Genomic DNA, 25,343 nt, shown 5'->3' on the forward strand with positions numbered 1-25,343 from the left:
ATGATTTTTTTTCCTAATAGCTTTACGGAAAATTACTACCATGAGATTCTCCGTACCACTTTCAGCAGCAAAAAATTATTTTCTGGGGTTCGCAATAGCCGGTATTTTTTTGGGATCTGGCCTGTACTTTTACAATACCGAAAAAACTGAGGAAAAGGCCCCACTTACTTTTTTAGAGAGTTTAGAAACAGAAAACCTCACGACTAAAAAAGTCAGTTTAAGCAAATTTAATCCGAATGAGCTCGATGAAGAGCAATGGATGAAATTGGGATTCTCTGAACGGCAGGTAGCCACGATCCTTAAGTATAAATCTGTAGTTGGCGGAAGCTTTAATTCAAAGGAACAGTTCAGCAAGTGCTATGCAATTTCAGAAGAAAAATATAGGGAATTAGAACCCTATTTGATTCTTCCCGATAATACAGAAAAATCGAATTCCCACCAAAGGTATGCCGGCAGTTATAACCCCGGGAGAACTTATTACAGTTATACCACTTCACCTAAGAAAGGTTTATCTATTCCTGGAAAATTCAATCCTGACTCTTACAATATTACCGATTTCATTAATTTAGGTTTTACAGAAAAGCAAGCCATTTCTATTTTGAAATATAAAAATTATCTGGGTGGAAGTTTTATCAGCAAAGAAAAATTTAAAGAATGCTATATCATTAGTGAAGAAAATTACCGAAAACTAGCACCTTATATACTTCTGCCGGAAACCAGTTCTGAAAACAGGTTTGAAAAAAAATCCTTTTCAAACCAGTCTTCCTCTCCTGAAAAACCAGCAGTTATCTATTCCCAATTTGACCCTAACACGACCAATCTTGAAGGCTGGAAAAATCTGGGTTTTTCTGAAAAACAAGCGCAGGTAATCATTAATTATAGAGACAAAAATTTGAAAGGAAGTTTTAAATCATTAGAAGACATTGCCCGTTGCTTTGTAATTTCCGCGGAGAAATTTGAACAAATAAAACCGTATATCATTTTAAATTCCGAAAATCTAAATAATAAAAATTTACCACATCCCCCTGCTAATATAAACAGTCCTCCTCCTTATCAAAATGCCAAAACGACCAATAGTGACGAAACAAAAACTGATTTTACGAAAACAGATCTGAACAAAATCACGTTCAAACAATTAAGAGAGTTTGGCTTTGATGAGAAAAGTGCTGCAAGCTATATAGGATTTCGGAATAAATTAGGAGGATTCGTTTCTGCCAGACAGATTGTAGACACCTACAATATCGACAGAGATCTCGCTGAAAAGCTAATAGCAACCGCACCTTTATCTACAGATAATATTCCAAAATACGCTTTGATGGACGCCCCGGAATCCTGGTTGAAAAGCCATCCGTACTTTAAATACTATGCTGATAAAATCATCTACTATAGAATCAGCTATTCGGATGAGAAAAAATTTTTCAGAACAATGAACATCAAACCAGAAGCCGAACAGAATATGAGATTATACCTCAAATAAAAAATCAGCTTCCGGGGAAACTGATTTTTACAAAATACCGTCATCATTAGTTTTTGATAAACTTCAACGATTCTTTATCAAGTTTTAAAATATACACGCCCGGAAGAAGTTTTGGTAGATCAATTGAATTTCTGTTTTTCAGCGGAACATTTAATTGGAAAATCTGTTTCCCTGAGAAATCATAAACTGACGCACTCTGAATCTTTTCGAGTTGATTTCCTTTAACATACAAAGTGTTCCCTATCACCGGATTTGGATAAATAGAAACTTTTTCTTTTTTAGCAACATTGATATCTGCTGCTGATAAAACACCCAAATCTGAGCAATAATCAGAAGGATATGATTCCCATTCTGAAAGCTTAAAGGAGGTGGTCGGCTGTGTTACCGTTGGATACCGATAAAGGGAAATTTCAGACAAAGTTGCAGAATTACTCACATAAGGACTTCCTACAGCATCCACAGTAGTTGAACCATAACGGAGTTCCACATAATTGCTTCCATTAAAAGTCATTTGTGGTGATGCCGAAACAAACCTTGCCTCATCATTGGAAATACAGGCAAAATGTGAATTTGGATTAAGGATAACAAAGGTTTGATTATTTTCTACGATGCCCTCTAATTCATAAGGAGCTGGATAATAATAATTACTCCCACTATAAAACTGAATATTAATGCGATACTTGTTCAAATTAACAGTATGCCCGGTTTTATTCATGATTTCAAGAGCTTTATTATCAGCTGTTCCTTCCAAATATTTGGTAATCATTAAATCTTTTGCATAAATATCCTCATCTAAAGTGGTTACGGACAACAAATTACTTTCCGGTGATTCGGTGTAATTTCGGTAATATGCTTTTACTGTAAATTGATAAGAGGTAGACGGAGAAAGATGATCTGCCGTAAAATTTGCATTTTTTGTATAGCCCACCGAATTTCCGTTTTGAAAGATTTTATATCCTAAAACATCGCGATCTGAAGAAGGAGTCCAGCTTAAATTAACAAAATACGCACTGGTCTGCGCACTGCTTAAATTCTGTGGAGCTTGCGGAGTGATGACCGCGGGACTTTGCGACCAAATTTTGTCTACCCATTCCGGATGATCGATAAAAGGATTTCTGTTTTTCTGAATCGCATACACCGTATTGTTTCTCTCAATTTCTTTTGGCGAAACGGGATCATTCTTATGCCATTGCAGAAGCATTGCTAAAAACCAATCTTCATAAGCCTTCTCTTCCGTCCCATCCAGAGGGCTTGTATCATTTGCCGGGGAAGTTCCGTTATAGTAATTGAAAGAATTTAATTTTCCTTCATACCGAACAACATAATACAATAAGGTTCTGGCGATATCGCCCCTAAATTCAGAATTTGGCTCATATACTCTCCCAGTGTAGGCGGAATTTGGCGTGCCGTTTTTGCTGATTTTAGAACCATTAGTAAAAGTATGATAATTCGGTGTTCCGGCAATTCCGTAAGGATAATTACTTCTCAGTTGATTAATTTTCGCATCGGTAGGGATCACAAAAAACAAATCAGAATACATAGGATAATTGCTGTTGAAACTACTCTGCGGCATCATGTGTTCACGGTTATACCCCAAACCTTCAGTGGCGGCAGAACTGATGAGATTTTCTTTGGTATAATGATAAGCAGTGGTTCCGTTTGGATTATTGCTGTACATATCCAGTAAATAAGTATTGTTCGATACATCATAATCATAATAATGATCCACGTCGGTCTGTCCATAGAAATTGGGCAAATCGCCATAATGCCAGGCAATGGTTTTGGCGGAGATGATATCGTGAAGTTTAGATTTTAGTTCATACCCATTAAGTCCAGAAGTCCCGTCATAATAATTTGTCGGCGATTGGGAAAAAAAGGAGGCAGGCAATAAGAAAACAGAAAATAGAAGTTGTTTCACTGGATAAATTTTTCCACTAAATTACAATATATGTTTTTGAAATAAATGGAAACCTGCTATTAATTTTTACCGATAAAAACACGCTGACTGCATAAAATTATATGATTATTAATTTTTATTTATCAATTCCATGGATAACACAATAATTAATTTTACGATTTTGTACATTTTCTATATCTTTGAGAACAAATATAAAATATGAACAGCGAGACTACTCACAACCTTAATATGATCGCAGAAACCGCCAGAGATTTTGCAGAAAAGAATATCCGTCCTAACATTATGGACTGGGACGAAAGCCAAACTTTCCCCGTAGAATTATTTCACCAGCTGGGAGATATGGGATTCATGGGAATCGTGATTCCGGAAGAATATGGCGGTTCGGGCCTGGGTTACCACGAATATGTTACTATTTTGGATGAAATTTCACAGGTAGATCCTTCGATAGGACTTTCCGTTGCTGCTCATAATTCACTGTGCACCAACCATATTTATGAATTCGGGAATGAGGAACAAAGACACAGATGGTTGCCACAACTCGCTTCCGGTAAAGTCATCGGTGCCTGGGGATTAACCGAACATAACACCGGGTCCGATTCAGGAGGAATGAGCACTACTGCCGTAAAAGATGGTGACGACTGGATTATTTCAGGAGCAAAAAACTTTATTACGCACGCCATTTCAGGAGATATCGCCGTAGTAATGACCAGAACCGGTGAAAAAGGAGCTAGAAATAATTCTACTGCGTTTGTATTAGAAAAAGGAATGGCAGGATTTACATCAGGTAAAAAAGAAAACAAATTGGGAATGCGCGCCTCAGAAACGGCAGAACTTATTTTTGACAGCGTACGAGTTCCCGATGCAAACCGCTTAGGAGAAGTGGGTTCTGGCTTTAAACAAGCGATGAAAATCCTGGATGGTGGTAGAATTTCTATTGCTGCCTTAAGTTTAGGAATTGCAAAAGGTGCATATAAAGCTGCTTTAAAATATTCGAAAGAAAGACATCAGTTCGGAAAAGCAATCAATCAGTTCCAGGCAATTAATTTCATGCTGGCTGATATGGCCACAGAAATTGATGCTGCAGAATTATTGATTCAGCGTGCTTCAAATCTGAAAAACGCCAAACAGCCAATGACCAAAGAAGGAGCAATGGCAAAATTATATGCTTCTGAAGCTTGTGTAAGAATCGCTAATAATGCTGTTCAAATTTTCGGAGGTTATGGTTATACTAAAGATTTCCCGGCTGAAAAATACTATAGAGATTCTAAACTCTGTACAATTGGAGAAGGAACTTCTGAAATCCAAAGATTGGTAATAGGAAGAGAAATTTCAAAATAATTTTTTAAAAAAATATAATTAAAAGCTGCTTCATTGATGAGTCAGCTTTTTTTTTATTAAACTGAATGTATATATTTGTTAAAATTAAAAATTGAATGGATAAAATTGATTCCCTAAATCAGGTTGCAGAATTTCACAAAACATTTAATGCGCCTGTATTGGAAAAACCTACAATTCCCGATTTTGACCGGTGCAACTTAAGAATTGCACTTTTGCAGGAAGAATTAAATGAACTGAAAGATGCCATCGCCGACAATAATTTGGTAGAAATTGCAGACGCTTTATGTGATTTACAATATGTTTTAAGCGGAGCGGTGTTAGAATTTGGATTGGGCGAAAAATTTGTAAAATTATTTAATGAAGTTCAGCGCTCCAATATGTCCAAAGCCTGCGCAAACCAACAGGAAGCAGCAGAAACAATCGCATTTTATAAGGAAAAAGGGGAAGCCGCTTACGCTCAAAATTCCGGAGATAAAATTAATGTACACCGCCTGTCTGATCACAAAGTTCTTAAAAATCTCTATTACTCACCGGCTGATCTGAAAACCATCCTGAAAGAAGAATTATAATAATCCATTTTTCAATTACCTACTCAATGAGAAATTTTACTAAAACAATACTCACTGCATCTACGTTGTTTCTTGCGTTACAATCCTGCAATTCACAGAAAATTGTGATTAACCGTGAAGTAGAAACAAAAAATGATGGAAAAATGCTTTTAGGGCATCAAACAAAAAATCAACTCTTAAAAGAGCCTTACAGTGAATGGTTCGTAAAAGAACACCACGAATACCAAATTGATCAGAAAGCAATTGCCGAGCTAAAAAAAGAAAAACTGAATTCTTACAACATCACTTTGGTGATGGGCACCTGGTGCCAAGACAGCCATCGCGAAGTTCCCAGATTATTCAAAATATTGGAAGCGGTTGGATATCCCGAAAACAAGCTCACCATGATTGCGGTCAACCGTAAAAAAGAAGCTCCCAATGGCGAGGAAGGGCCCTTAAATATTCAGCGGGTCCCGACCATCATCGTACAGAAATACGGCAAAGAAATTGGCAGGATTATTGAAAGTCCTTCAACAGGATATCTCGAAAGAGATTTAGTGGATATCCTTAAAAAAGACAATACTTCCCTTAAAGATTTAATAAAATAAATTTGAAAGCAAACCAAAAACCAGTTTTCTTTATCGCCGGCGCAGTAGTGATGTTGCTCCTCTTTTTTCTGTGGAATTCTTTAACAAAAAAAGCTGAAGACAAAGTTCAGAACGACTATTACATCATTACCAATCAAATAAGAAAGCTGAATAAACTGGTCGTGCTGGAACAGGATTTCTCGAGCATGCAGAAAACGAAAATCACTTCACAGATGTTAGGCAGCTCGCTGCTACCTTCCTCTGAAAAGCAGATTATCACCTTTACCAAAACCAATGCACAGGTAACCTACGACTTGTCTAAAATGAAAATAAAAGTTGATTCCATCAATAAAAAACTCATTATTACAGAATTACCAAATGCCGAAATCCGAATCATTCCAAGCGTTGAAATTCAATCTTTGGATGACGCTTTCTTTAATCGGTTTACCAGCAAAGATTTTCAGAAAATCACCCAGTCAGCAAAAGACAATGCTTATAAAACCGTCAACCAAAACCGACTTCGGGATGAAGGTAAAAAACAACTTTTAAAAGATTTGGATCAAATATTTGTTTTGGCAAAGGCTTTGAACTATAAAATAGAAGACCAGACCGGTCAGATCGATTTATCAAAACTTTAATTATCGAACTATGGATTCACCCCAAAATAAAAAAAACAAAGAAGCCCGCGTAAAAAAGGAAAATGAGGATTTACCCAATCTACCGGCCGCTACTGAAGAAATAAAAAATGAACATGCTGTAAAAAAACAAATTAAAAAAACTTCCAGATTACAGCCCGATGGCAAGACCGATAATACAGGACAAAACAGTGAAAATTAATTTTTCGCTGTTTTTTTATTGTTAAAGTATTATTAAAGTCCGGCAGCACCAGCCAAATGTCACACAATTTGCATGCAATATGTTACTCATACCATTATGCAGAATCCAACAAACTTTCAGCAATGACATATACTATAACCGGAGTTTTCCCAACCATCGACGACGCAATTTCAGCAGCTGCGACCTTAACCAAAGCAGGATTTATCAAACAATTTCCTGGTTTTACAAAAAATACAAAATTTCAACCTGAATCTTTGATAGAAGATCACTTTATCGACCGGAATGAAATTTCAGTGTATACGCCCAACTTAAACCGGGCACATAAAGCGAAAAACATTTTGATGAAATTTGGAGCTGAACTCAATAAAATAACAGGTCTTTACCATGAAAAAGTTCAGGATGTAAAACAAGCGAAAACCTCATTAACGCTCTCGAATAAAAGAAAAAACCTGAAGAAAAATAAAATCAGGCTAAGGCAGAAACCATTAAACTGACTACCTTCGCAATATTTTTTTTAATAGTTAGAAATCGTCTCAAATGGAAAGATATGGGGCGATTTCTTATTTAAGAAGATGATTTTAACAACTTCATGAAATAAACTTTTCATTTTCAAAAACCAAACCCTTTCTCTTCAACGCTTAAAAAAATTCTCTTATTTTCCAACTGGATATCATCAGTTTTCAATAATGGATAGTTTTCACTAAAAGACAATCCGATAAAGCAAAAAAATCCTTATTTTTGCAACTTAAATTTTTAGTTCAAAATGATTAAAATCACTCTTCCCGATGGAAGCATCAAAGAATTTGAAGGCGCGATAACTCCGCTTGACGTAGCAAAATCAATTAGCGAAGGTTTGGCAAGAAATACCATTTCTGCAATTCTAAACGGAACACAGGTAGAAACAACCACTCCTATAACCACAGATTCTACGCTTCAATTGCTGACCTGGAACGATGATTTGGGTAAAAAAGCATTTTGGCATTCCTCTGCACACCTTTTAGCACAGGCGATTATGGAGTTTTATCCGCAGGCAAAATTAACGATAGGTCCGGCAATTGAGCAGGGTTTTTATTATGACGTAGATTTCGGCGATGAGTCTTTATCTGAAAAAGATTTCGAGAAAATAGAAAAAAAAATGCTGGAGAATGCGAAGAAAAATACAACCTTCAGTCTATACCCGGTTTCAAAAGCAGATGCGTTAAAGGAATACGCAGACAATCCCTATAAAACAGAATTAATTTCTAACCTTAATGACGGGGAAATTACTTTCTGTACCCACGATAACTTCACAGACTTATGTCGTGGTGGCCATATTCCGTCAACCGGAATTGTAAAAGCAGCAAAAATTCTTAACGCTGCCGGAGCGTACTGGAGAGGAGACGAAAAAAACAAACAGTTAACCCGTGTGTACGGAATCACTTTCCCGAAACAAAAAGATTTAACTGAATATTTAGAACGTCTTGAAGAAGCAAAGCGTCGGGACCACAGAAAACTAGGTAAAGAATTAGGAATCTTTGCTTTCTCAGAAAAAGTAGGTGCAGGTTTACCGTTATGGTTACCAAAAGGAACTGCACTCCGCAAAAAACTCGAGGATTTTTTATCGGCTGCTCAGAAAAAATCAGGTTACGAATTCGTAATGACGCCGCATATTGGTGCCAAAGAATTATATGTAACATCAGGTCACTGGGATAAATATGGTGCTGATAGTTTTCAGCCCATCAAAACTCCAAACGAAGGTGAAGAGTTTATGTTAAAACCAATGAACTGTCCACATCACTGCGAAATCTATAAAGTGGGACAATGGTCTTACAAAGATTTACCAAAACGGTTTGCAGAATTCGGAACGGTTTACAGATACGAACAGTCAGGAGAACTCCATGGTTTGACCAGAGTCCGTGGCTTTACCCAGGATGACGCACACATTTTCTGTACGCCAGATCAGTTGATGGCTGAATTCGAAAATGTAATTGATTTAACATTATACGTTTTTAAATCTTTAGGATTTGAAGATTTTGTCACCCAGGTTTCATTAAGAGATCCGGAGAACAAAGAAAAATATATCGGCAGCGATGAAAACTGGAAAAAAGCGGAAGACGCTATTATACAGGCTGCGCAAAAGAAAGGCTTAAACTATGTGATTGAATATGGCGAGGCAGCTTTCTATGGTCCGAAACTCGATTTCATGGTCAAAGATGCGCTCGGTCGTAAATGGCAATTAGGAACGATTCAGGTCGATTACAATTTACCCGAAAGATTTGATCTCTGGTACAACGGAAGCGACAACGAAAAACACCGGCCAGTAATGATTCACCGTGCGCCATTCGGTTCTATGGAACGGTTTATTGCGATTTTGCTGGAAAATACAGCAGGAGATTTCCCTCTTTGGTTAGCTCCAAATCAGTTCACTATTTTACCGATTAGTGAAAAATATGTGGATTATGCAAAAAAAGTTTCACAATTGCTGGAAAATCACGATATTTGTGGTCTGGTTGATGAACGAAACGAGAAGACGGGTAAAAAAATCCGGGATGCAGAATTACAAAAACTGCCATTTATGCTGATCGTAGGTGAAAATGAAGAAGGTACCGGAACTGTTTCTGTAAGAAGAAGAGCCGAAGGAGATCTGGGAACCATGAGCGTAGAAGACTTTATCAATTACTTCAAAAAAGAAGCAAAAATTTAAAAAAATTAGAATTTAACCAATTAAAATAAGACACCATAGCACAAAAATTTCATTACAGAGGTAGAGGTCCACAGAGACGTGTTCAAGAAGATTTGCACCAGATTAATCAAAAAATCCGGGCAAGAGAAGTACGTTTAGTAGGTGATAATGTGGAACCAGGCGTTTATCCGCTAGAAAAAGCTCTTGAAATAGCAAAAGATCAGGAATTAGATTTAGTGGTTATTTCAGATAAAGCAGAACCTTTTATTTCCAGAATTCTGGATTATAAAAAGTTTCTTTATGAGCAAAAAAAGAAGCAGAAAGAACTAAAGGCCAAACAAGTAAAAGTGACCGTAAAAGAAATCCGATTTGGTCCGCAAACCGATGAGCATGATTACGATTTCAAGAAAAAACACGCCGAAAAATTCTTAGAAGAAGGTTCAAAACTGAAGACTTATGTTTTCTTTAAAGGCCGTTCGATCATCTTTAAAGATCAGGGAGAAATCCTTCTTCTTAAATTAGCACAGGAATTAGAGCACGTTGGAAAAGTTGATCAATTGCCGAAATTAGAAGGCAAGAGAATGATTATGATGATGAGCCCGAAAAAACCGGCTAAGTAAAGTTGATGATTAGTTGATTTTTCAACTTTGAATTATAAAATAGTAAAGAGATTCTTTTGAGTCTCTTTTTTTTGCGTTAAATGAAATACTTTTTACAAAATCGCATGCTGAAAATAGCTATAGATGAAGAAAAAATTAATCTTAGATAAGCCACTTTAATTACAGCAAAATTTTCATTTAAAGAAACTTTAGCGAAATTTCCGTTTCAGTATTATGTGTTAAAAACTTGTAAAGTTGATTATAGGCATTGATTTTGTCATCATTTTTGATATGATATCAATTACCAAATCACCTTAAAAATTTTTAAATTATGTCGTATACCATCGTGGGAATGTTCCCGAACAATGAAGATTTAGATAGAGTCGAAAGACAATTGGAAAGTGCCGGTTTTCCAAAAGAAGATTATACTATTTCGCGCTATTCCACTACAGCATTAGACGATAAATCCTCAGGTTTTAATCATTACAAAGAAGATGAAAAAACTTCGGGATTTTGGCATTGGCTTTTCGGTGATAATGAAAATGAAAAAAATAAATACAGTTATGCGGGTACAAAAAGTAATATTGTAACCGTTTATACCGAAGAAATGGACCGTGCGGAGAAAGCGAAAAAAATCATGAACGATGAAGGAGCCATTAACGTAAACGAATTTACAAAAGAAAGATATCCTGCATCCGCTGAAAAACATAATGAATTAAGTGAAGCGGAGCGCGCCAGAATAATCAGTAAAGCAAAAAACAATCTTTATTTTACCGACGCTACCCGGTTTTATGACACTACAAGCGATGGCATGGAGTCGGATATGGACTCTGAAGGAAGTAGAAATACCTTTTAAAAAAAATTAAATCACATCGATGTCGATAGTATTGAAATCGATTTTTTAGCCTGAAAATGATTTCAATGCTGAGCCCTAAAAAACCGGCGAAGTAAATTTGATGATCAGTTGATGTGATGATTTACCGATTGCGTTGCTTTGAATTATAAATATAAAAGAGACTTCAACGAGTCTCTTTTTTTAGTTCAATACTAATTTATAAAATTTCAGCCTCGGTTATCAAAATCAAAGTGCCAGTTTATCCGTTTCAAAACGTCCCTTTTGGTGCAAATACCGGTATCGCAAACTGAGGAGCAATCCAAAAAACGTCATTCCGACACCGACCAGTGCCGGGTAATTGAATGCATATCCTTTTTCTAACGGAATTCCACCCAAAAAAGCTCCTATGGCATTTGCAATATTAAATCCTGCCTGCATAAAAGCGGCTGCCATCATTTCGCTTCTTGGTGCCGCCTTCATCATCATAATATTAATCGGCGCTGCAACAGCCATTGACAGCGCTCCACAGATAAAAGTAAGAACCAGAGAAACACTTTGATATTCTGACAGGAAAAACACTCCGACTAAAGAAAACATCATTAAAAACAATAAAAGGGAGCATGTTTTTTCCGGACCCAACCGGTCAGATAAAAATCCACCGGCTAAGTTTCCAACGACCATTCCCGCACCGGCAAGTACCATTACATAAGCCATACGGGCACTGTCAATTTTTGACACTTCGGTCATTAAAGGCGTGATATAACTGAACCACGTAAATAATCCTCCAAATCCGATGGCGGTAATGAGCAAAACCAACCAGGATTGTTTGTGTTTTAGAAATTTTAATTCTTCTAAAAAGTGAGTCTCTCCTTTTCTTTCTATTTCCGGAAGCCAAAATTTTAAAGACAGCACGGTGACCACCCCGATGATTCCAACAATCACAAAATACCACCGCCAGTGAAAGGCATGACCAATATAAGTAACGAACGGTACCATCGCGAGATTCGCGACGGTAAGCCCCGTAAACATGAGTGATATGTTAAATGCTTCCTTGCCTTTTTCTGCCATTCTTGCAGCGACCACCGTTCCCACTCCGAAGAATGCACCGTGCGGTAAACCTGAAAGAAATCTGATGATCAGCATCGAAGTATAATCGGGCGCAATTGCCGAAAGACCATTAAATAAAGTAAAAATAATCATTAAGGCAATCAGTACTTTTTTAGGAGGAAATCTTACCGCATATCCAATGATCAAAGGCGCTCCAATGACCACTCCCAAAGCATACGCCGAGATTAAATGCCCCGCTTGTGGAATGTTGACTTGTAAAGTATTTGCGATGTCCGGCAACAAACCCATTACCGCAAATTCGGTAGTTCCTATTCCTAAACCTCCGATGGCTAGAGGTATTATTCTTTTATCTAACTTCATTCTCCTATTTTCAAGATGCAAAAATGAGGAAAATTTTCAACGATCACTTCAATTTCTGTTATTTAAACCTGATTTGTGCGATTGATGGTATCAGTAAGAAATTCACAAAAGATGTTTTTCCATTTTGATGTTTGCTCTTTCGTAAAGCCCTTCATCCAGTTTAATTTCAGAAAAACCGAATTTACGGTAAAGATGAATGGCTGATTCTAGCTGCGTGTTGGAGTATAAAATTAAAGTTTTAATCTGTTTCCGTTTCGCAAAATCCAAGCAATGCTCCATTAAAAGTGTTCCGATTTTGTGACCTTGTGCCTTTTCAGAGACGGCCATTTTTCCTAATTCAAAAACGTTTTCGGTTTTCTTTAACAGGGAAACGGTGCCAACGATTTCATCATTGAGTTTTGCATAAAAAATAAATCCACCTTTATCAATGATCTCTTCTTTCGGATTGGAGAGCGATTTTATATCACTTTCTTCCACCCGAAAATATTTTTCCAGCCATTCGTAATTGAGGAGTTTGATGGCTTCTTTCAGGTCGTTGGTATACTCTATTATTTCTATTTTATTTGGGGTCATGGTTTTTGATAATGAATTTAATTAGTTTATATAAAGTAAGATTTCTGTAAACCTAAAGTGGGTGATGTTTTCGCTTCAAAGTCGAAAACGGAATCGTTCAATTAAAACGAAAATATGATTATTTACTGAATCATTTTTAATTTTCTCATCTTTTCTCAAATATAAAGAATAATTCCAACAACAGGTCTAAATTACATGAACGGTAACCATATCATCAACACAAAATCTTCTAATTAACAAAACGCTCCCGCGTGAGGGATCGCAGCGGTTACCCCGGAATAAGCGGTGGGAAAGCTTTGACATGAGGAGTATGAGCGGAGAGCCCGACCTGAAGGAGGGAATGGTCCCGTCGTCAGACGGGATAATGACCGACTGAAGGGCACGCCCAAATTCTGAACTGAAATACAAAATAACGCGTGTGAACCTTTAATGATATTCGGTGATAATATGTTTTTGTAATTCACTGAAATTTCGTACTTTTGCAGTCTGAAAAATGTGTAGAATACTGTAAAGTGGGTGCACATGACAAGAAAATGACATTGATAACAAATAGATAAAATTAAGCAAAATGCCAAAATTAAAAACTAAATCAGGTGCTAAGAAGCGTTTTAAGCTGACCGGAACCGGAAAGATTAAAAGAAAAGGTGCTTTCAAAAGCCACATCCTGACCAAAAAAGAAACGAAGCAAAAGAGAAATCTTACGCAAACTTCTTATGTTGCAGAAGTGGACAAAAAGAGCGTTTTACGTCAATTAGCTTTAAAATAGTTTTTATAAATCAACCGGTTTATAAGAATTAACAAATTCAGAAAATTTAACCCTGAAACGGTGCAAACAAGTGTAATGAAATAATTTGCCGCCCTTTTCAAAAAAACAAATTTAATTATGCCAAGATCAGTAAATGCAGTAGCTTCCAGAGCTCGCAGAAAAAAAGTAATTAAGCTGGCGAAAGGTTTTTTCGGTAGAAGAAAAAACGTTTGGACCGTCGCTAAAAATGCCGTACAAAAAGCAATGCAATATGCTTACCGCGGTAGAAAAGAAAAGAAAAGAAATTTCAGATCTCTTTGGATCATGCGTATCAACGCTGGTGCAAGAGAACACGGAATGTCTTACTCCCAGTTTATGGGCGCTCTTAAAACGAACAACATCGAATTGAACAGAAAAGTTTTAGCTGATTTAGCAATGAATCACCCTGAAGCGTTCAAAGCAATCGTTGATCAAGTAAAATAAATGTAGAATTATTTGTTATCAATTATAAATCTCATACCATCAGGTGTGAGATTTTTTGTTATTTTTACGCCTCTATTACCATCATGAAAAAATTTATTCTCCTCTATTCTATCGCTTTTTCCAGCTCTTTCTTTGCTCAGACTTTTATCCAGAGTTATCAAAACAGAGTGAACCAAATATCGCAGACCAATATTAATACTTACCTGACCGAATTTGCAGATCTGGGGGTAAAAAAGACCGGAAGCGTGAATAATAACAATGCCTTTAACTGGCTGAAAAGCAAATATATTTCTTTCGGCTATTCTGAAGACCAGCTTTCAGAAAATGCTTTTATTTACCAGGGAAATACCGCTAAAAATTTAATCCTGACAAAAACCGGAACGAAATATCCCGATACTTATGTGATCGTTTGCGGACATTACGATACCATCGTTGGTCCCGGCGTAAATGATAACGGAAGCGGAACTTCTATCCTTTTGGAAATGGCAAGAATTCTGAAAGAGATACCGACTGAATATTCCATTAAGTTTATCAATTTTACCGGCGAAGAACAGGGACTTCTAGGAAGTCAGAATTATGTTCAGACGGTAGTGAATGCCACGAGCCCAAAAATGAATATCAAACTGGTTTTCAATATTGATGAAGTGGGCGGCGTTGCCGGGAAAACAAATGACACCATCATCTGCGAAAAGGACACAAGCAGTCCAACTTCTAACAACGCAGCTTCGGCGACGATCACGCAGCAACTGATGAATTGTGTCGTGCTCTATTCGCCACTTCAGACGAAATTATCAAATGCTTATTCCTCAGATTACATGCCTTTTCAAGCCAATAATGAGGTCATTACAGGATTTTTTGAATTTAATGAAAGTACAAAACCACACAGCGCGGCTGACACTTACGTAAATATGGATCCTGTATATGTTTATAATGTGGGTAAAGCTGCTTTGGGAGCGGTTCAACATTTTGCGAACGCAGATACGACAGATTTATCGACAGCAGATTGTCCGCCTGAAAAAATGCTGGAATCACTAAAAATTTTTCCGAATCCGGCAAAAGATTTCCTACAGATTGAGATGATGAACTATAATTTAAAAGATTTCAGCTTTATGGTTACTGATTTAAACGGCCGAACTTTAATACAAACGAAGAATGAAAAACAGATTAATATCTCGAAACTTTCTTCGGGAATTTATTTAGGAACGATGACGGTTGAAGATCAAAAGTTGACCAAGAAAATTATGATCAAAAAGTAGTTTTTATATTTCGCCACGAATTCACGAATAAATTAATTCATTATTCGTGAATTCGTGGCATTATGTACTATTAAATGCTAAAAAATCGGCTTTATTTCCGGATTCTTTCCATCAAAACCTCTTCGATATCACTTAATGAAAACGATTTTGCTTTTAATAAAATCAAAAAGTGATACAGCAAATCCGCAGCTTCATTTTTAAATAAATCGGTATTGTCATCTTTCGCTTCAATGACCAATTCTACGGCCTCCTCTCCTACTTTCTGCGCCATTTTATTGATGCCTCTTTGGTATAAATCATAAGTGTAAGACTTTTCAACTTTACCGTCGATCCGTTCTGAAATGGTTTCTTCCAGTTCGTATAAAAAACCTTTGGCATTTTTATCTTCAAAACAACTGAAATTTCCGGTATGACAAACATTTCCCGCAGGTTTTACCTGAATTAAAAGCGCATCGGAATCACAATCTTCTTTAATATTTTTTACATAAAGGTAATTTTCAGAAGTTTCGCCTTTCAGCCAAATTCGGTTTTTGGTGCGGCTGAAGAAATGAACACGTCCGTCTTTTTGAGTTAATTCCAGCGCTTCTGCGTTCATATAACCCAACATTAAAACCTGTTGTGTGCGGGAATCCTGAATAACTACGGGGACCAATCCATTTCCTTTTTCAAAATCTAATTTCATATGTAATTTTTTATTGTTTTTAAATGTCATATGCAATCGCATCAGACTTTATTCGTGTTTATTTGTAAACTTGTTAATAGCAATTTCATCGTATGGCGATTTTATTTTGTTTTAAATTCTCTTTTAAGTCCGTTATTTTTATTTCATTGAAGTGAAAAATACTGGCTGCTAATGCTCCGGTCACTTTTGTTTTGGTAAAAACTTCGGTAAAATCCTCCATTTTTCCTGCGCCGCCGGAAGCGATGACGGGAAGTTGACAAACTTCGGCGACATTCTGCAACATTCTGATATCGAAACCTTTTTTCGTGCCGTCAAAATCCATGGAAGTCAGCAAAATTTCTCCGGCTCCGAGATCGGCCACGGTTTTCACCCAGTCCAAAGTTTTCAGTTCCGTTTGAATTTTTCCACCATTAATGAAAACATAGTCTTCACCATTAATATTCTTCGTATCAATCGCAACCACGACGCATTGATTCCCGAACTGTTGGGCGATTTCCCGAACCAATTCCGGTCTTCGAACTGCCGCTGAATTAATAGAAATTTTATCCGCCCCGGCTTTTAATAAAGCTTCCACATCCTTAACTGAGGAAATTCCGCCACCAATCGTGAAGGGAATATTGATTTCCAAACTGAGTTTTTCCACCAATTCAATCAATGTTTTTCTTCCTTCTAAAGTTGCTGTAATATCCAGGAAAACCAATTCATCGGCACCCTCTTTTACATATTTTTTGGCGAGTTCAACGGGATCTCCGGCAATGCGTAAATCCTCAAACTGAATTCCTTTCACGGTTTTCCCATCTTTGATATCCAGACACGGGATTATTCTTTTTTTCAACATTTAATTAAATTTTTGAAGTTCCTTTAAACTGATTTTTCCTTCGTACAATGCTTTTCCGATGATTGCTCCGGAACAGCCGATCTTTTTTAAATCCTCCAGATCCTTCATTGAAGAAATTCCACCGCTTGCGATTAAGGAGATTTCAGACTGTTTCAAAATTTCTTGATACAATTCAAAAGAAGGCCCCTGAAGCATTCCGTCTTTTGAAATATCAGTACAAATGACTTCTTTCAATCCTTTCGTTTCATAAGATTGAATAAAATCCAGAACATCCAGATCAGAATTGGTTAACCAACCCGAAGTTTTTATTTTCCGGTCTAAACAGTCTGCGCCTAAAAGTAATTTTTCTGGGCCAAATTCAGTGATCCATTCTTGGCAAAGTTCCGGATTTTCCACGGCGATACTTCCGATTGTGACTTGATTTGCTCCTGCATTGAAAGCGCTTTCTAAATCGGTTATAGTTTTTATTCCACCTCCAAAATCAATAATTAAATTCGTTTGAGATGCAAGAATTTCTAAAGTTTTTAAATTCTTAATGGTTTTGGCTTTTGCGCCATCCAAATCGACCAAATGCAGATATTGGATTCCGTGAGCTTCATATTCTTTGGCAATATCCAAAGGATTTTCATGATAGATTTTCCTGGTATCGTAATCGCCTTTGGAGAGACGGACGCATTTTCCGTCGATGATATCTATAGCTGGAATGAGTTTCATTTTTTATTTTATTTTTAAAACCACAAAGTCACAAAGCTTTTCTGGCCTTTTTTAAACACATTAGTCAAATTAGGTTTTCTAAAAGAAATTGAAAATTTTACTTCTGAAAAGTTCACATCAGTTTGAAAAACAAAGATTTTCTAAATGGTCGAAGTTTAATTTAAACCACAAAGACACAAGGTTTTTCTGGTCTTTTTTAAACACATTATTCACATCAGATTTTCTAAAACAAAGTGAAAGTTTAACTTCTGAAAAGTTTAAATTAGTTTTAATCTTTGTGACTTTGTGGTTTACGTTTTTTAGTTTATTACTTTTAGCTTTAAAAAGTTTTCAAGGATCTTGGAACCCACATCGCCCGATTTTTCCGGGTGAAACTGCGTTCCATAGAAATTGTCTTTTTGCAGAGTCGCAGAAAATGACAAAATATAATCACATTCCGAAGTGGTGTTTTCACCAACTTCACAATAATAACGGTGGACAAAATAGAAATTATCGTCTGCGGAAATTCCTTCTAACAAGTCACCTTTTATCTTCTGCAAATTATTCCAACCCATGTGCGGAACAATATCTGTGGCGGGAAATTCCTTCACTTTCAAATCAAAAATCCCGAGACATTTTGTATTTCCCTCTTTCGAATAATCACACAATAACTGTTGTCCCAAGCAGATTCCCAAAAACGGCTGCTTCAACGTTGGAATTAAGATATCTAATTTTCTCTCTTTCAAATAATTCATCGCTGTAGAAGCTTCTCCAACTCCGGGAAAAATTACTTTTTCAGCATTTCGGATTTCTTCAAAATCTGAAGTAATGATTGTTTTAAAACCCAATTTTCTTACGGCATTTTCCACGGATTTTACATTTCCCGCACCGTAATCAATGATCGCTATCATAATATTCCTTTGGTACTTGGGATGGAGAAATTATTTTGATCCTGCTTCACCGCATTGCGTAAAACTTTAGCAAAAGCTTTGAAAATCGATTCAATTTTGTGGTGTTCATTTTCGCCTTCACACTGAATATTGAGATTGCATTTTCCGGTATCGGTAAACGATTTAAAAAAGTGGTAAAATAATTCCGTCGGAACATCGCCAATTTTCTCTCTTTTAAAATCTACATTCCAAACGAGCCAGTTTCGTCCGCCAAAATCCAGCGCAACCTGCGCCAAACAATCATCCATGGGCAAAGCAAACGCGTATCTTTCTATTCCTTTTTTAGATCCCAAAGCCTGTTCAAAACAGGTTCCCAAAACCAAAGCCGTATCTTCGATGGTGTGATGTTCATCGACCTGCAGATCGCCATTGACCAAAATATCCAAATCAAAATTTCCGTGTTTGGAGATCTGTTCCAACATGTGATCGAAAAATGCCAAACCGGTTTTGATATTCGACTTTCCGCTTCCATCCAGATTCAATTCCACCGTAATTTCGGTTTCCTTTGTTTTTCGGCTGACCTTGGCTTTGCGTGGAATCTGCTTTAAATATTGATAGATTTCGTCCCAACTTTCCGTAGTTAATTCCGCATCTTCCAAATTTTCCTTTCCAATAAAAATAGATTGCGTTCCTAAATTTTTTGCCAGTTCTATATCCGTTTTTCGGTCACCGATGACGAAAGAGTTTTTCAGATCGTAATTTCCGTAAATGTATTTCTGCAGTAAGCCGGTTCGCGGTTTTCTGTTCGGTGAATTTTCTGTTTCAAAACTGCTGTCAATTAACAGGTCAGAAAAAACAATCCCTTCATTCTCTAAAGTTTTCAGCATTTTCTCCTGTGGAATTCGGAAATTTTCATGCGGAAAAGAATCCGTTCCCAAACCGTCCTGATTGGTCACCATGACCAATTCATAGTCGAGTTCGTTGACAATTTTCGCCAAATTCTGAATGACTTTAGGATAAAATTCCAGTTTCTCTAAAGAATCTACCTGCAAATCCGTAGGCGGTTCTATAATTAAAGTTCCGTCGCGGTCGATGAATAATACTTTTTTCATGATTTAAATTTCTGATAATACGTTTAAAACTTTTAAATTCTCAGCAGGTTTGCCTACGCTCAACCGAAGACAGTTTTTTAATTTAGGATGGCGAAGACTCGTATAAATATTAGCTTCCAGTAATTTTTGATATACCTTTTCGGCATTTTTAAATTCTACCAGAAAGAAATTAGCATCTGACGGATATATTTTAATAACCTCTTTATTTTCTTCCAAACCTTTCTTCAATTTTTCTTTCTCAGCCAAAATTGTTTGGATATTTTCTGCGTGCTGCTGTTCATTTTCCAATTGTTGCAAGGCAAGTCTCTGACTTTCTGAACTGATGTTATAAGGTGGCTTAAACCTATTTAAAAACGCCGCAATTTCGACTGATGAAATCCCAACTCCTATTCTTAATCCCGCCATTCCATAAGCTTTTGACAACGTTTTTAAAACAATTAAATTCGGATATTGAGTCAGTAAACTGACTGTTGATTCCCGAGGCGAAAACTCAATATAAGCCTCGTCCACCACTACGATTCCATTAAAACTTTGAATAAAATATTCTAAATCATCAATCGAATTTCCCGTTGGATTATTGGGTGAACAAAGGAACAAAATTTTAGCCTTTGATTTCGAAATGGCATTTTCAAACTCCTTTTTATCCAACTGAAAGTCTGAATTCAATTGTAGTTTTTCAACTGCCACATTATTCATTTTTGCATAAATCTCGTACATCACGAAACTAGGATTGAAAACCATTACCGAATCTTTTCCCGGATCACAAAATATTCTCATGATCAAATCGATCAGTTCATCACTTCCGTTTCCCAAAAATAAATTTTCGCTTTCAACCTTATTGATTTCGGCCAGTTTTTGTTTTAACCGAACATTTTCAGCATCCGGATAGCGGTTGAAATCGCCGAAAGGATTTTCGTTGGCATCCAGTAAAATATACTGGTCTTTGTTTTCAATCGGTCGCGAAGTTGAATAGGATTTCATTCCCACCAAATGCGGTCTGATTGTTTTTTCTAAATTAAATTCCATTTTCTAAAGATTTTAAGCGAAGTGAAACTGCATTTTTGTGAGCCATCAAACCTTCTGCGGCAGCCATGATTTCTATTGTTTTTCCAATATTCTGAATCCCGGTTTTTGATATTTCCTGGATGGTTATTTTCTTGACAAAACTGTCGAGCGAAACGCCGCTGTAATTCTTGGCAAAACCGTTCGTCGGCAAAGTGTGATTGGTTCCGCTGGCGTAATCTCCCGCTGATTCCGGCGTATAATTTCCGAGGAAAACAGAACCTGCACTGGTGATTTTTGAAACAGAATCTCTGGGATTATCAACTGCTAAAATTAAATGTTCCGGAGCATAAAAGTTACTCATTTCAATGGATTTATCAAGATTTTCCATTAAGATAAAAGAACTTTTTTCCAAGGCAGATTTTGCGATTTCGTTTCGCGGAAGATCGGATAACTGTTTTTTAATTTCCTTTAAAGTTTCATTAAAAACAGTTTCATCTGTCGCAATAAAAATCACCTGAGAATCGGTGCCGTGTTCGGCTTGTGACAATAGATCTGCCGCGCAAAATTCCGGATTTGCAGTTTGATCGGCAATCACCAGAACCTCACTTGGACCCGCCGGCAAATCGATTGCCACATTATATTCCATGGCCAATTGTTTCGCCTGCGTAACATACTGATTTCCTGGACCGAAAATTTTATCTGCTTTAGAAATACTTTCTGTTCCAAAAGTTAAAGCTGCGATCGCCTGGGCACCGCCAACTCTAAATATTTTGGAAATTCCACACAGATTTGCCGTGTACAAAATCGCGGGATTGACCGAACCGTCGTTTTGCGGTGGCGTACACAAAATAATTTCTTTACAACCCGCAATCTGAGCCGGAATGGCCAACATTAAAACGGTAGAAAAAAGCGGCGCCGTTCCGCCAGGAATGTACAACCCCACTTTTTCAATCCCTCTGGATTCGCGCCAACAGACGACGCCTTCTATGGTTTCAATTTCATCGGATTTCTCTTTCTGAGCAAAGTGAAATTGGTAAATATTCTCCTTTGCCTGAGAAACCGCCTCTTTTAATTCCGGTGAAACCTGATTGATAGCCAATTCTATTTCCTCTTTCGCAACCAATAAATTATCGATGTTTACCCGATCGAATTTTTCCGAGAATTTTTTTAATGCTGAATCACCTTCATTTCTAACTTCAATGAAAATTTCCTGAACGGTATTTCTCAAATTAGTTTTTTCAAGAACCGGCCTCTGTAAAAGAGTTTCCCAGGTATTCTGCGCTGGATATTTAATAATATTTTTCATATCTAATCATCTAATGTCTAATATCTAATCGTCTCCTTTCTAATTTTTCACAAAACCATTTTTTCGATTGGGATGACCAGAATTCCTTCGGCTCCACATTTTTTTAATTCATCGATAATTTTCCAGAATTCATTTTCACGAACTACCGAGTGAATACTGCTCCATCCAGATTCCGCCAGCGGCAAAACGGTTGGAGATTTCATTCCGGGTAAAATTTCAATAATTCTATCAATAGCATCGTTCGGGGCATTCAGCAAAATATATTTATTTTCCCGAGAATTGATAACTGCCTGAATTCGGAACAGGAAAGATTCTAAAATAACGGAAATATCTTCGGGAAGATTTTGACTGGAAATCAAAACGGCTTCACTCTTTAAAACCTGCTCCACTTCTTTCAAACCATTGTGCAAAAGTGTACTTCCGGAACTCACCAAATCCGCTATCGTATCTGCTAAACCAATACTTGGCGCAATTTCCACACTTCCTGAAATCTCAACAATTTCTGCCTCAATATTATTTTTTTCGAAATAATTTTTAACAATGTTTGGATAAGAAGTCGCGATTTTCTTCTGGTTGAAAAAGCTGAGATCAGAATAGTCCTGCTCTTTTGGAATAGCCAATGACAACCGGCAGTTGGCAAAACCCAGCTTTCTCACTACCTCTACATTTTTGCCTTGTTCTAGCACTTCATTTTCTCCAATGATCCCGATATCGACGATGCCCTGTTCTACATATTTTGGAATATCATCATCGCGGAGGAAAAGAATTTCCAGCGGAAAATTAGTAGCTGAGTTTTTGAGTTTGCTTTTAAAATCCGGGATTTTAATACCGCATTCTTTTAATAGTTCAAGAGATTTTTCGCTTAACCGTCCGGTTTTCTGGATGGCGATCTTTAATTTGTTCATCTTCAGTTTTGGGATTGGGTCTGAACAAATGTCTTAATTTTTTAAACAAAAAAAACCGTCTTTGCTCAGACGGTTTATTATTATTTTAGCCACTTTGGACCACATTAAATCAACTCGTCTTTAGATGAGATGATAATGATGGAATAAAGCGGTTGTATTTTTCATGTTATTTTAACTGTGCAAATATAGCTGATAAATTTCCGAATGTGCAAGATATATTTTTTATAAAAACATAAACACCTGATAAACAGATACTAAATTTGATAATAATTTATTTCTTCAACTTATTATAGAAATTTTGAAGGGTTTTTAATTCGACTTCATTTTCCACCAATTTCTTCTTTAACTTATCGATATCAACATGGAGTTCCGATATTTTTTCTTTAAACTTTTCCTTTTCTGCATCTGATTTAGCCCGCATTAATTTCTCATTCGCGTCTGTTTTCTTTTGCAGCAATAATTTCAACCTGGTTTCATATTTTGCTTTTTTACTGAAGTTCAGTTCGAACTGTTCGTCCACCTGTTTTATTTTTTCTTTAGTACTCTTGTCCGCACTGCTCTGCATTTCGTTCAGAGCGTTGTTATAAGCGGCATTGGAAACCAGTTCTTTGGTTTGCGTTTGTTCGAATCTTTGTTTCTCATCCTGCGAATACAGGAACGTGGACACTATAAAAAAAGCAAATAGTAAAATATTTTTCATCCTGTTTTGTTGATTGTAAAATAATTTCTGTTTTGAATATTTCTTTTGGTTACCTAAAGAATCTGCCGGTAAACACTCATCAAATCCTGCGCGATATTTTCATCATTAAATTTTTGAACGAATACCAAACTTTTTTCTGCCCGACGTTTTCTTTCGGATTCGTTACTCCAGAGAAACAGAATTTTTGCTTTGATATCTTCAACATTATGAGGGTTAATATAAACTGAATCTTTTCCTCCAGCTTCCGGAAGACAACTTACATTACTTGTAATAACCGGTGTTTCAGAGAAAAGAGCTTCGATCACAGGAATCCCGAAACCTTCAAAAAAACTGGGATAAACGAAAATATCTGCGAGTTTAAAAATTGCCGCAAGCTCATCCATTGAAACATTTTCCAGAAAGATAATCTGGCTCTTCAATTGATGCTTGAGGATATACTTTTCTATTTTCTTAAAGTACTTCGTTTTCTTACCGACGACGACCAAAGGAATTTTTGTTCCGTTAACCGCTTTCACCACATTTAGTAAATTTTTACGTTCTTCGATGGTTCCAACATTCAGGATGAATCTTTCCGGTAAAAGATATTTTTCCTTAACTGAAATTAAAAATTCTTCACTTTGATTTTCCTTGAAAGCGTGATGACAACCTTGGTAAACAACTCGGATTTTTTCTTCCGGAACTTTTAAGAATTTAATAATATCTCTTTTCGTCTGTTCAGAAATGGCAATAATAACATCCGCCTGAACGGAGGCTCTTTTAAATTTCCAGAAATGAATCATCCGGTCGAAAAAAGAATAATACTGCGGATATCTCATGAAAATCAAATCATGAATGGTGACGATTTTTTTAATCGGTTGATCCGTCCATTTTAAAGGCAGTTCACCGGAAAGGCCGTGGAAAATACCGGCGTTTGTTTTTTGCGCGTCTATTCCCATTTTAAATTGCCGCGACATCGTTCCTTTAGAAGTTTCGACAAAAAAAACACTGGGTAAATTTAAAATATCCTTTCCTTTCTCAGACTGATTTTCATTGAAAAGAATATAGTCATTTTCAGGAAAAGAGGTCGCCAAAATCCTTACCAAATCGCGGGAATAGTTTCCTAAACCCGAACTGTTATTAAAGAAACGTTTCGCATCAAAAGCAATTTTCATGATGAAATATTTTTTTGAAATTCCTGAAAAGTTCCGAACTGACAGCCGGAATTTTTTAGCCAAAATAGAAACTGATCAAACCTTTCGATCATTTCTTTTCCTGAATTTTTGGTTGTAAATCCGGGAAGTTTAAATTTCCCGTCTTTAATTTCTGCAAACTCCCAAGGATGAAAATAAATATTCAGATAGTTGTCTTTTTTCAGAACATCTTTCGCCAGTTTTTTATAGAAATTTAAAGGGAAATTATGGAAACTCAGCCAAAATAACGGAATCCTGAAATTCGGAGAAACAGAAGCCGGAATCTGTAGAACGTCGCCTTCTTTAAAATAGGTTCGCGATACTTTTAAATTATTGTATCTTCCGGGAAGAAAGGTTGGGTTGACCGATGAATTGTAGGAATAACCGGCTTTTTCAACTTCTTTTTCATCCACTTTCATCATTCTCGGCATTCGAAGTCCGGTAATTTCGGTATTAAAAAGTTCCATTAATCTTTCACGGGATTTTTTCAGATCTTCAATTTCAAATTTTGAATGAAACCAAGTATGAGAAGCCAATTCGTGACCTTCTTCTAAAAGCTGGACAATTAAATCTTTATTATTTTCCGCAAAAACAACCGTTGAAAAAAAAGTAGCTTTCGCGTTGTATTTTTTCAGAAGTTCCAATATATTCTGTAGTCCTTTTCTCGAAATTGAAAGCTGCTCCTCAAAGGAAATATCGCCTTTGTATTCGAAAGGCATATCAAATTCTTCAATATCAAAACTGAGTAAAACCATTG

The 25,343-nt window shown here is 36.6% G+C and carries 27 protein-coding genes; 13 read left to right on the forward strand and 14 right to left on the reverse strand.

Annotation, left to right across the window (positions count from 1 at the left end; all coding sequences use genetic code 11):
- Window positions 1–40: 40 nt before the first annotated feature.
- Window positions 41–1,477 carry a helix-hairpin-helix domain-containing protein gene (locus QGN23_RS04580; protein ID WP_282905837.1) on the forward strand — a complete coding sequence of 479 codons (1,437 nt, stop codon included), beginning with the start codon at window positions 41–43 and terminating at the stop codon, window positions 1,475–1,477.
- Between the two features lie 46 nt (window positions 1,478–1,523).
- On the opposite strand, the gene QGN23_RS04585 is transcribed toward QGN23_RS04580, so the two are convergent.
- Window positions 1,524–3,395 carry an endonuclease gene (locus QGN23_RS04585; RefSeq protein ID WP_282905838.1) on the reverse strand — a complete coding sequence of 624 codons (1,872 nt, stop codon included), beginning with the start codon at window positions 3,393–3,395 and terminating at the stop codon, window positions 1,524–1,526.
- 198 nt (window positions 3,396–3,593) lie between these two features.
- Here QGN23_RS04585 and QGN23_RS04590 point away from each other — a divergent pair, with 198 nt between their 5' ends.
- The 9 genes from QGN23_RS04590 to QGN23_RS04630 all read left to right on the forward strand — a co-directional run bounded on the left by QGN23_RS04590 (window position 3,594) and on the right by QGN23_RS04630 (window position 10,822).
- Complete coding sequence (locus tag QGN23_RS04590; RefSeq protein ID WP_282905839.1) at window positions 3,594–4,733, forward strand: acyl-CoA dehydrogenase family protein; 1,140 nt, start codon at window positions 3,594–3,596, stop codon at window positions 4,731–4,733.
- 95 nt (window positions 4,734–4,828) lie between these two features.
- Window positions 4,829–5,302, forward strand: coding sequence for a nucleoside triphosphate pyrophosphohydrolase family protein (locus QGN23_RS04595; RefSeq protein WP_282905840.1), 474 nt, complete (start codon window positions 4,829–4,831; stop codon window positions 5,300–5,302).
- 26 nt (window positions 5,303–5,328) lie between these two features.
- Entirely contained in the window at window positions 5,329–5,889 is a 561-nt protein-coding gene (locus tag QGN23_RS04600; protein ID WP_282905841.1) for a TlpA family protein disulfide reductase, read from the forward strand.
- A gap of 50 nt (window positions 5,890–5,939) precedes the next feature.
- The gene (locus tag QGN23_RS04605) at window positions 5,940–6,506 is read left to right on the forward strand and encodes a DUF4230 domain-containing protein (RefSeq protein ID WP_282906364.1); all 567 of its coding nucleotides are present in this window, start codon (window positions 5,940–5,942) and stop codon (window positions 6,504–6,506) included.
- A gap of 10 nt (window positions 6,507–6,516) precedes the next feature.
- Entirely contained in the window at window positions 6,517–6,705 is a 189-nt protein-coding gene (locus QGN23_RS04610) for a hypothetical protein (protein WP_282905842.1), read from the forward strand.
- A gap of 122 nt (window positions 6,706–6,827) precedes the next feature.
- Window positions 6,828–7,199 carry a hypothetical protein gene (locus QGN23_RS04615; protein WP_282905843.1) on the forward strand — a complete coding sequence of 124 codons (372 nt, stop codon included), beginning with the start codon at window positions 6,828–6,830 and terminating at the stop codon, window positions 7,197–7,199.
- Window positions 7,200–7,468: 269 nt separating this feature from the next.
- The gene (gene thrS / locus QGN23_RS04620; protein ID WP_282905844.1) at window positions 7,469–9,388 is read left to right on the forward strand and encodes a threonine--tRNA ligase; all 1,920 of its coding nucleotides are present in this window, start codon (window positions 7,469–7,471) and stop codon (window positions 9,386–9,388) included.
- 92 nt (window positions 9,389–9,480) lie between these two features.
- Window positions 9,481–9,987: a translation initiation factor IF-3 gene (gene infC, locus QGN23_RS04625; RefSeq protein ID WP_185145765.1), complete on the forward strand. Its 507-nt coding sequence runs from the start codon at window positions 9,481–9,483 to the stop codon at window positions 9,985–9,987.
- A 310-nt stretch (window positions 9,988–10,297) separates the two neighbouring features.
- Entirely contained in the window at window positions 10,298–10,822 is a 525-nt protein-coding gene (locus tag QGN23_RS04630) for a hypothetical protein (protein ID WP_282905845.1), read from the forward strand.
- Window positions 10,823–11,047: 225 nt separating this feature from the next.
- Here QGN23_RS04630 and QGN23_RS04635 read toward each other — a convergent pair whose 3' ends face one another.
- A complete protein-coding gene (locus tag QGN23_RS04635) occupies window positions 11,048–12,229 on the reverse strand; it encodes an MFS transporter (protein ID WP_282905846.1) in 1,182 nt (393 codons plus the stop codon).
- A gap of 102 nt (window positions 12,230–12,331) precedes the next feature.
- A complete protein-coding gene (locus tag QGN23_RS04640) occupies window positions 12,332–12,802 on the reverse strand; it encodes a GNAT family N-acetyltransferase (protein WP_282905847.1) in 471 nt (156 codons plus the stop codon).
- Window positions 12,803–13,370: 568 nt separating this feature from the next.
- Between QGN23_RS04640 and rpmI the strand changes: the two genes are divergently transcribed.
- From rpmI to QGN23_RS04655, 3 genes are all read left to right on the forward strand, one after another.
- The gene (gene rpmI / locus QGN23_RS04645; protein ID WP_027377392.1) at window positions 13,371–13,568 is read left to right on the forward strand and encodes a 50S ribosomal protein L35; all 198 of its coding nucleotides are present in this window, start codon (window positions 13,371–13,373) and stop codon (window positions 13,566–13,568) included.
- Window positions 13,569–13,685: 117 nt separating this feature from the next.
- Entirely contained in the window at window positions 13,686–14,030 is a 345-nt protein-coding gene (rplT, locus tag QGN23_RS04650) for a 50S ribosomal protein L20 (RefSeq protein WP_133440761.1), read from the forward strand.
- An 83-nt stretch (window positions 14,031–14,113) separates the two neighbouring features.
- Window positions 14,114–15,286 (forward strand): M28 family peptidase, encoded by a 1,173-nt coding sequence (locus QGN23_RS04655; protein ID WP_282905848.1) that lies wholly within the window; start codon window positions 14,114–14,116, stop codon window positions 15,284–15,286.
- A gap of 91 nt (window positions 15,287–15,377) precedes the next feature.
- Here QGN23_RS04655 and hisIE read toward each other — a convergent pair whose 3' ends face one another.
- The 11 genes from hisIE to QGN23_RS04710 all read right to left on the reverse strand — a co-directional run bounded on the left by hisIE (window position 15,378) and on the right by QGN23_RS04710 (window position 25,341).
- Window positions 15,378–15,968, reverse strand: coding sequence for a bifunctional phosphoribosyl-AMP cyclohydrolase/phosphoribosyl-ATP diphosphatase HisIE (hisIE, locus tag QGN23_RS04660; RefSeq protein WP_282905849.1), 591 nt, complete (start codon window positions 15,966–15,968; stop codon window positions 15,378–15,380).
- 85 nt (window positions 15,969–16,053) lie between these two features.
- Window positions 16,054–16,806 (reverse strand): imidazole glycerol phosphate synthase subunit HisF, encoded by a 753-nt coding sequence (hisF, locus tag QGN23_RS04665; RefSeq protein WP_282905850.1) that lies wholly within the window; start codon window positions 16,804–16,806, stop codon window positions 16,054–16,056.
- The gene (gene hisA, locus QGN23_RS04670; RefSeq protein WP_282905851.1) at window positions 16,807–17,520 is read right to left on the reverse strand and encodes a 1-(5-phosphoribosyl)-5-[(5-phosphoribosylamino)methylideneamino]imidazole-4-carboxamide isomerase; all 714 of its coding nucleotides are present in this window, start codon (window positions 17,518–17,520) and stop codon (window positions 16,807–16,809) included. It lies immediately after the preceding gene.
- Window positions 17,521–17,819: 299 nt separating this feature from the next.
- Window positions 17,820–18,410, reverse strand: a complete 591-nt coding sequence (gene hisH, locus QGN23_RS04675) for an imidazole glycerol phosphate synthase subunit HisH (RefSeq protein ID WP_282905852.1) — start codon at window positions 18,408–18,410, stop codon at window positions 17,820–17,822.
- Entirely contained in the window at window positions 18,407–19,501 is a 1,095-nt protein-coding gene (gene hisB / locus QGN23_RS04680; protein ID WP_282905853.1) for a bifunctional histidinol-phosphatase/imidazoleglycerol-phosphate dehydratase HisB, read from the reverse strand. Before hisB ends, hisH begins: the two co-directional genes overlap by 4 nt.
- Before the next feature lie 3 nt (window positions 19,502–19,504).
- Window positions 19,505–20,527, reverse strand: a complete 1,023-nt coding sequence (gene hisC / locus QGN23_RS04685; RefSeq protein ID WP_282905854.1) for a histidinol-phosphate transaminase — start codon at window positions 20,525–20,527, stop codon at window positions 19,505–19,507.
- The gene (gene hisD / locus QGN23_RS04690; protein WP_282905855.1) at window positions 20,517–21,812 is read right to left on the reverse strand and encodes a histidinol dehydrogenase; all 1,296 of its coding nucleotides are present in this window, start codon (window positions 21,810–21,812) and stop codon (window positions 20,517–20,519) included. Before hisD ends, hisC begins: the two co-directional genes overlap by 11 nt.
- Before the next feature lie 47 nt (window positions 21,813–21,859).
- Window positions 21,860–22,717, reverse strand: a complete 858-nt coding sequence (gene hisG, locus QGN23_RS04695; RefSeq protein ID WP_282905856.1) for an ATP phosphoribosyltransferase — start codon at window positions 22,715–22,717, stop codon at window positions 21,860–21,862.
- A gap of 271 nt (window positions 22,718–22,988) precedes the next feature.
- Window positions 22,989–23,417, reverse strand: a complete 429-nt coding sequence (locus tag QGN23_RS04700; RefSeq protein WP_282905857.1) for a hypothetical protein — start codon at window positions 23,415–23,417, stop codon at window positions 22,989–22,991.
- 53 nt (window positions 23,418–23,470) lie between these two features.
- Entirely contained in the window at window positions 23,471–24,568 is a 1,098-nt protein-coding gene (locus tag QGN23_RS04705) for a glycosyltransferase family 4 protein (protein WP_282905858.1), read from the reverse strand.
- A complete protein-coding gene (locus tag QGN23_RS04710) occupies window positions 24,565–25,341 on the reverse strand; it encodes a polysaccharide deacetylase family protein (protein ID WP_282905859.1) in 777 nt (258 codons plus the stop codon). The genes QGN23_RS04705 and QGN23_RS04710 overlap by 4 nt, the downstream gene beginning before the upstream one ends.
- Window positions 25,342–25,343: the final 2 nt, after the last annotated feature.

It is taken from the genome of Chryseobacterium gotjawalense (assembly GCF_030012525.1).
Classification (GTDB): Bacteria; Bacteroidota; Bacteroidia; order Flavobacteriales; family Weeksellaceae; genus Kaistella; species Kaistella gotjawalense.

What these genes read in the sequence shown, in the direction of transcription:
- QGN23_RS04580 (WP_282905837.1), top strand. Translation starts at nt 41, where the DNA reads ATGAGATTCTCCGTACCACTTTCAGCAGCAAAAAATTATTTTCTGGGG.
- QGN23_RS04590 (WP_282905839.1), top strand. Translation starts at nt 3,594, where the DNA reads ATGAACAGCGAGACTACTCACAACCTTAATATGATCGCAGAAACCGCC.
- QGN23_RS04595 (WP_282905840.1), top strand. Translation starts at nt 4,829, where the DNA reads ATGGATAAAATTGATTCCCTAAATCAGGTTGCAGAATTTCACAAAACA.
- QGN23_RS04600 (WP_282905841.1), top strand. Translation starts at nt 5,329, where the DNA reads ATGAGAAATTTTACTAAAACAATACTCACTGCATCTACGTTGTTTCTT.
- QGN23_RS04605 (WP_282906364.1), top strand. Translation starts at nt 5,940, where the DNA reads ATGTTGCTCCTCTTTTTTCTGTGGAATTCTTTAACAAAAAAAGCTGAA.
- QGN23_RS04610 (WP_282905842.1), top strand. Translation starts at nt 6,517, where the DNA reads ATGGATTCACCCCAAAATAAAAAAAACAAAGAAGCCCGCGTAAAAAAG.
- QGN23_RS04615 (WP_282905843.1), top strand. Translation starts at nt 6,828, where the DNA reads ATGACATATACTATAACCGGAGTTTTCCCAACCATCGACGACGCAATT.
- thrS (WP_282905844.1), top strand. Translation starts at nt 7,469, where the DNA reads ATGATTAAAATCACTCTTCCCGATGGAAGCATCAAAGAATTTGAAGGC.
- QGN23_RS04630 (WP_282905845.1), top strand. Translation starts at nt 10,298, where the DNA reads ATGTCGTATACCATCGTGGGAATGTTCCCGAACAATGAAGATTTAGAT.
- QGN23_RS04635 (WP_282905846.1), bottom strand. Translation starts at nt 12,229, where the DNA reads ATGAAGTTAGATAAAAGAATAATACCTCTAGCCATCGGAGGTTTAGGA.
- QGN23_RS04640 (WP_282905847.1), bottom strand. Translation starts at nt 12,802, where the DNA reads ATGACCCCAAATAAAATAGAAATAATAGAGTATACCAACGACCTGAAA.
- rpmI (WP_027377392.1), top strand. Translation starts at nt 13,371, where the DNA reads ATGCCAAAATTAAAAACTAAATCAGGTGCTAAGAAGCGTTTTAAGCTG.
- rplT (WP_133440761.1), top strand. Translation starts at nt 13,686, where the DNA reads ATGCCAAGATCAGTAAATGCAGTAGCTTCCAGAGCTCGCAGAAAAAAA.
- QGN23_RS04655 (WP_282905848.1), top strand. Translation starts at nt 14,114, where the DNA reads ATGAAAAAATTTATTCTCCTCTATTCTATCGCTTTTTCCAGCTCTTTC.
- hisIE (WP_282905849.1), bottom strand. Translation starts at nt 15,968, where the DNA reads ATGAAATTAGATTTTGAAAAAGGAAATGGATTGGTCCCCGTAGTTATT.
- hisF (WP_282905850.1), bottom strand. Translation starts at nt 16,806, where the DNA reads ATGTTGAAAAAAAGAATAATCCCGTGTCTGGATATCAAAGATGGGAAA.
- hisA (WP_282905851.1), bottom strand. Translation starts at nt 17,520, where the DNA reads ATGAAACTCATTCCAGCTATAGATATCATCGACGGAAAATGCGTCCGT.
- hisH (WP_282905852.1), bottom strand. Translation starts at nt 18,410, where the DNA reads ATGATAGCGATCATTGATTACGGTGCGGGAAATGTAAAATCCGTGGAA.
- hisB (WP_282905853.1), bottom strand. Translation starts at nt 19,501, where the DNA reads ATGAAAAAAGTATTATTCATCGACCGCGACGGAACTTTAATTATAGAA.
- hisC (WP_282905854.1), bottom strand. Translation starts at nt 20,527, where the DNA reads ATGGAATTTAATTTAGAAAAAACAATCAGACCGCATTTGGTGGGAATG.
- hisD (WP_282905855.1), bottom strand. Translation starts at nt 21,812, where the DNA reads ATGAAAAATATTATTAAATATCCAGCGCAGAATACCTGGGAAACTCTT.
- hisG (WP_282905856.1), bottom strand. Translation starts at nt 22,717, where the DNA reads ATGAACAAATTAAAGATCGCCATCCAGAAAACCGGACGGTTAAGCGAA.
- QGN23_RS04700 (WP_282905857.1), bottom strand. Translation starts at nt 23,417, where the DNA reads ATGAAAAATATTTTACTATTTGCTTTTTTTATAGTGTCCACGTTCCTG.
- QGN23_RS04705 (WP_282905858.1), bottom strand. Translation starts at nt 24,568, where the DNA reads ATGAAAATTGCTTTTGATGCGAAACGTTTCTTTAATAACAGTTCGGGT.
- QGN23_RS04710 (WP_282905859.1), bottom strand. Translation starts at nt 25,341, where the DNA reads ATGGTTTTACTCAGTTTTGATATTGAAGAATTTGATATGCCTTTCGAA.